The sequence below is a fragment of the Streptococcus sp. SR1 genome, from assembly GCF_000526075.1.
Lineage (GTDB): Bacteria > Bacillota > Bacilli > Lactobacillales > Streptococcaceae > Streptococcus > Streptococcus halitosis.
This window is the reverse complement of the sequence record NZ_JATR01000011.1, coordinates 1-5,509: the sequence shown is the minus strand read 5'-3', so window position 1 is coordinate 5,509 and position 5,509 is coordinate 1. Positions and strand designations below refer to the sequence as shown.

General features: G+C 39.3%; 1 protein-coding gene and 1 pseudogene. Both read right to left on the bottom strand.

Annotated features, from left to right (window positions below):
• Positions 1 to 35: 35 nt before the first annotated feature.
• Positions 36 to 4,373, bottom strand: a pseudogene (locus tag HMPREF1518_RS02620) (Spy0128 family protein); the annotation flags it as partial.
• Between the two features lie 526 nt (positions 4,374 to 4,899).
• Positions 4,900 to 5,509: G5 domain-containing protein (locus HMPREF1518_RS02615; RefSeq protein WP_033583958.1), on the bottom strand; the 610-nt coding region annotated here is incomplete at its 5' end.

The window sequence follows — 5,509 nt, the reverse complement described above, 5'->3', positions numbered from 1 at the left end:
TCACTTCATCTTCTGGAAGGGAGGTTCCTGGTTTCGTTCCAACTTCTACGANNNGCTGCTTGAACTTCTTTCGATGCGACTTTCTGACCGTCTGCTAAAAGATTGATTGTAATCTTAGTTGGACGTTTGCCGTCTTGGTTATTCGCGTCATCCCAGTTCTTGGTAGCTGTGACATCAACTGTTTCTGGAGAATAGCTATTTGTGATAGTGAATCCTGATGCAGCGTCACCAGTAACTTCTGGAGCGTAACCAGGAACAGTTACTTCTACTACTGTGTACTGGATAGGTGTGCCGCCTTTATCAGCATCAAGGTCCGTGAAGCTTCCAGTCCAACCGTTTGCGGCATTGAGTTCAAGTGTTTTACCAGTATCTTGACCATCCGCAAGCAATTTAACTGTGACAGAAGATGGGCGTTTACCATCTTGATTGTCCTTATCATCCCATTTTTTCGTCACAGAAACCGAAGTTTTCGCTGGTGTGTATTTGTTTGTAAATACAAGATCTTTTGCTTCTTTTGAAGCAGTTGCTTTCAATTCAGTTGCGCTTACTTTTTCAACCGTTACTTCAACTTCTTGAACTGTCTTATCGTAAGTGATTCCTGCTTCAGAGCCAGCAACTTCTGAGATAGTATACTTGTGAGTTCCCACTTGGCTCTCATCATATGAGATTGGTGAGAAGGTCACAGTTCCGTCGGCAGCGTTTTTCACTGTTTCGACAACACTACCGTCTTCTTTCTTCAATTCGAAGCTGTATTTACCTGCTTCAAGAGCTTTTCCTTCAAGAACTTTCTTAGCTCCAAGAGTGACACTTGTAGCCCCTGCTGGAGTGTAAGTGTTCTCGAATACTTTTTCACCGTCATAAGCAACGGTTGCTTCAAGGACACCTTTACCATTGTCCGCTACAGTTACTGTAGCTGTGATGGTTTTCGTATCGTACTGGATACCTGTAGCAGTACCCGCTTTTTCAGCAATCTTATAAGCATAAGTGCCCGCTTTGTCGAATTCCAATTCTGAGAACTTAACGTTTCCGTCTTTGTCATTCTTCACGGTTTCTTTCACATTACCGTCTTGGTCTGTCAAAGTGAACTCAAATTCATCAGCTTTCAACTCACGACCTGTCAATTTCTTAGTCACTTCGAGATTTGCTTTAGCATTTGCAGCTTTGTAAGTATTTTCGAAGTGTCTTTCATCGTTGTCATAAGAAACAGTTGCTTTCAGAGCACCATGACCGTCATCTGTTACTTCGATAGTCACTTCCACAGTCTTATTAGAATAAGTGATACCATTCTCGATTTGACCAGCTTTGTGTTCGTAGATTGTATACTGGTAAGTACCAGCTTTCTCGAATTCTAAATCCTTAAACTTGATGTTTCCATCTGCATCATTTGTAGTTTTTTCTACAGGATCACCTTCGTGATTTAGCAAGGAGAAGACAAACTCGCCACCTTTGAGCGGAATCGGAGTATTGGTGTTCTTATTGATAAATGACTTAGTTGCAGAAACTGGTGCTTTGACTTTTGCAGGGCTGTAAGTATTGGTGAAGGTTGTGCTATTAGCTGTACCATCACTGCTGTAATCAACAACTGCAGTCAGTTTACCATGACCGTCATCTGTTACAGTTACTTTAGCTGTGACTGTCTTAGAATCGTAGGTAATACCATTTTCAGTTGTACCAGCTTTTACTTCCTTGATAGTGTAAGTATAAGTACCTGCTTCATCGAAGGTCAATTCATGAAACTTAACTTTTCCATCTGCATCATTTCTCTTAGTTTCAACGTTACCAACTTGGTCTGTCAACGTAAATTCGAACTCATTTTCTTGAGCTCCTGTCGTACGACCGGTCAACTGCTTAGTCACTTCAAGAACGGCCTTAGCATTAGTTGCTTTATAAGTATTTTTGAATGTCTGAATTCCACCATCAGTAGCTCTATTCACTGCACCAGTAAGTGATGGTACAAGATTAGAACTAGGTGCTGAAGAGACCAAATTAGCTGACGGAAGTGCCACAGCAGTAATAGGATGATACAATACTGTCGCAACCAGTTTACCTTTTCCATCATCTGTTACACTTACTGTGACTGGTACTGTTCTAACATCGTAAGTCACACCATCGATGGTTTGACCAGCATTCACTTCAACAACAGTAAATTCGTATTCACCCGCTTTATCGAAAGGAATATCTTTGAAGACTACGCGACCAGCTGCATCGTTCTTAGCTCTTTGAACTTCTTGGCCATTTTTGCCTTTCAAGATAAATTCAAATTCTTCGTTTTGAAGAGGTGTTGGACGACCACCCACCAATTCTTTTTTGACTTCAATATCAGCCTTAGTTGGTGAAGTACCATAGGTGTTTGTGACAGTTAAATCAGCTGTTTGATTGGCTGTATAACCATCTACAGCAGTGACAAGATTGCCATCTTCATCGACTTCCATCACACTATAAATGTACTTCACACCGTGCTCATCTGTCGCAGGAAGGTCTGTCCATTCTACAGTTCCATCTGTTTTGGGAACTTCTTTTTGGGCAGCACCAGCTACTTCTTCAATCGCTCCACCTTCTGGCGTACGATAGAGTTTGAAGTAGACAGTTGGACGAATATGTTCCTGACCGCCAACCCAGATTTTCTTAGCCGTCACGTTTGTCTTTGGAACTTCGTAAGTGTTGGTGACTTTGTTGTTTCCGTTATAGGATACAACATAGCTGTTGTCGCCTACTTTGACTTTCTCTCCTTCTTTCAAAGGAAGTTCAGTAGTATCTTGAAGCTCGCGAACAGAGTAGACTAATTCTGTTTTTCCATCAACATCGTACTTAGGTAGTCGATTTAGCCACTTATAAGTGTAAACACCATTAGACTCTGTCACTTCAGGGGTGTAGTTCCCAGTAACAGGTTTTGCATCTGCAACAGTTTGTCCTTCTTTGTGCACATACAAACCGAGTTTGACTTTTTTGTAATCAGTTGCTTTTCCGTTTACCCAAGTCTTGGTTGCTTCAAAGTCAACTGTCACACGTTTGTTAGAGATATTGAGGGGAACACCCTTTCCATCTTTCATCTCCACTTCGAACTCTTGACTATTTACCTGATAGCCTGATTTAGGAGTTTTTTCTTTAACGATATACTTACCATTATTGAGAGCCTTTGAGACAGCTATCCCATCCGCATCTGTTGTAACGGTATCAACCAAATTATTAGTGGTTTTCTCACGGATTTCAAAGACAACGCCTGCCAACTTAACAGTTGCATCCGCTTCATCGTATTTTGTGATTTTGATCTTACCAGCAATATCAGCTGTGACTGATGCACCTACAGATTTAACCGTCTTTAAATTAAACGTTGCTTCTGTTCTGGTTCCAATACTACCTCCGTATTGTTCCCAAATAAGTTGTGGTTGGTTATCAATCAAGTACTGAGCTGAGTTACTTATCGTTGAAGTATCTGCTGGTGAGGACGTATCATACGTTAAGAAAAAGCTCTTTGTTCCCATATTGGTCGGCATGAGCAACTCAAATCCTCGTTTCCCGTTGACAAAGGTCAACAAAGCTTTTTTATCTGAGTCAGCCTTGTATACCTCCGAATCGGTTGTGATTTCGTATTTATCACCTAAATGTTTAAGAGCAGATGAATTCGTATTCGTCGTTTCGAATTCTGCTTCATACATATAGAAAGTACCTTCCACATAGTTAGCAAAAGCTCCCTTTGAAACGTCATCTGTAATCTTCACCACATGTCCAGTCATATCTTTCTTAGCGCGATTAATCTTCATCTGAAAATGTGCTATCGCCTTATTGTTATCGTTATAACCGTACTTTGTAATGGTTTCTCCTATCACGTCAGTCTGTTGATATTTATTTACTTTATACGTGATGGTCTGTTTTTTACCATCTGGCAAAACATAAGTAACCGTTTTCCCCTCTTTTTGGAGTGTTTCAGTTGCTTCTGCAACAAAGTCCCCACGGATATTTTGCTTGTCCTTCACCTTGTCATTGAAGGTAAATACCAGCCGATGGTTAGCATTATCCACTTGGACAGTCCCCATTTTGATATTTGACGTCGAATCAATCAAATCCAGACTACCATCCGTCAAACTCAAGTTATTTGGAGCCTTTACGATAAAGTAATCACCATCCTTGATTTCATTAGCTGCCACATTGGGGAATGAGAATTTACCTGAATATTTCAATTTCATCAAAGTATCATTTGAACCATGAATTCCTTCAGTCTCGCTTCCTGTGGATGCTATAGTAATCTTCAAGTTATCTATTTTGACTTTACTCGTGATATCAGTTGCCGCATGTGCTTCACCCACCGGGAAAAGCATCATCAAGAATAAAAGAGGGAACACTAGAAAACCGAGATATTTTTTTATCTTATCCATTATGACCAACCTTTCTATTTGTATATCGATAAAAAATTAAGTATTCAATTCTACGTACGCAACACCTCCACAATATAGTGACGTATCCATAATAACACCATGCTCTATTCTTGATAAAATTATATTCACTTACAGCACATAATATAATAGAACTTATCAGGTTTATTATATCATATATATTTTAATTAATTTATTTCATTACTAAAGAATTTATTTACGAAATGTCAACTTCAAAGAATTCATTCCTTTGATATTTCTACTCCCTTTCAATAAATAATGTCACTTTATTCATAAAACTAAATATAGCCAATTTATTAATCTATATGCTGTTATAAGATTTAATATAGTAGAAATATATTAAAGCAAAAGTTTAGAACATAACAAAAAGTGAACTAAACAGAATTCTGATTGCCCCAGAATAGTTTGGTTCACTTTTTATTTAATCTATTAGATTTTCAAAATTCATAATGAAGAGTTTTTAAAATATAAATCTATTTTGTCCCCATCTCTTCATATCGTAGAAATTCTAATCCTCTTTTTTGCCTTTAGTGGCTACTAGTCCTGCACTCAAACCAAGAAGAGCTAAGCCTGCTGCTAGGGCTGCTTGACTTTCTGCACTTCCTGTATTTGGCAACTGCTCTTCTTGAGCTTGACTAGCTGCATTTGAAGTGTTTTGTTTTGTATCTGCTTTTTCTGATACTTGTGGTTTTGTAGATTCTTGAGGTACTGGTTTGGTCGTTTCACCAGCCGTACCTACTTCTACGATGCGATCCTGAGCCACGACTTTATCATAGCTTTCTTTTTCAGTTCGTTTGCCATTTTCAACTTCGATCAAGTGAACACGGATACCTTTTTGTCCTTCTTGGAGAACACGGGTTTGACCCGCTGGAAGCTGATCGTTCTTTTGTTCCTGAACCTTGAAGTCAATTGTTTCTTCTTCGATTACAAGTTCTGGTCTGTTAAGGACAAGGTTCTTCACTTCATCTTCTGGAAGGGAGGTTCCTGGTTTCGTTCCAACTTCTACGATGCGATCCTGAGCCATAACTTTATCATAGCTTTCTTTTTCAGTCCGCTTACCATTTTCAACCTCGATCAAGTGAACACGGATACCCTTTTGACCTTCTTGGAGAACACGA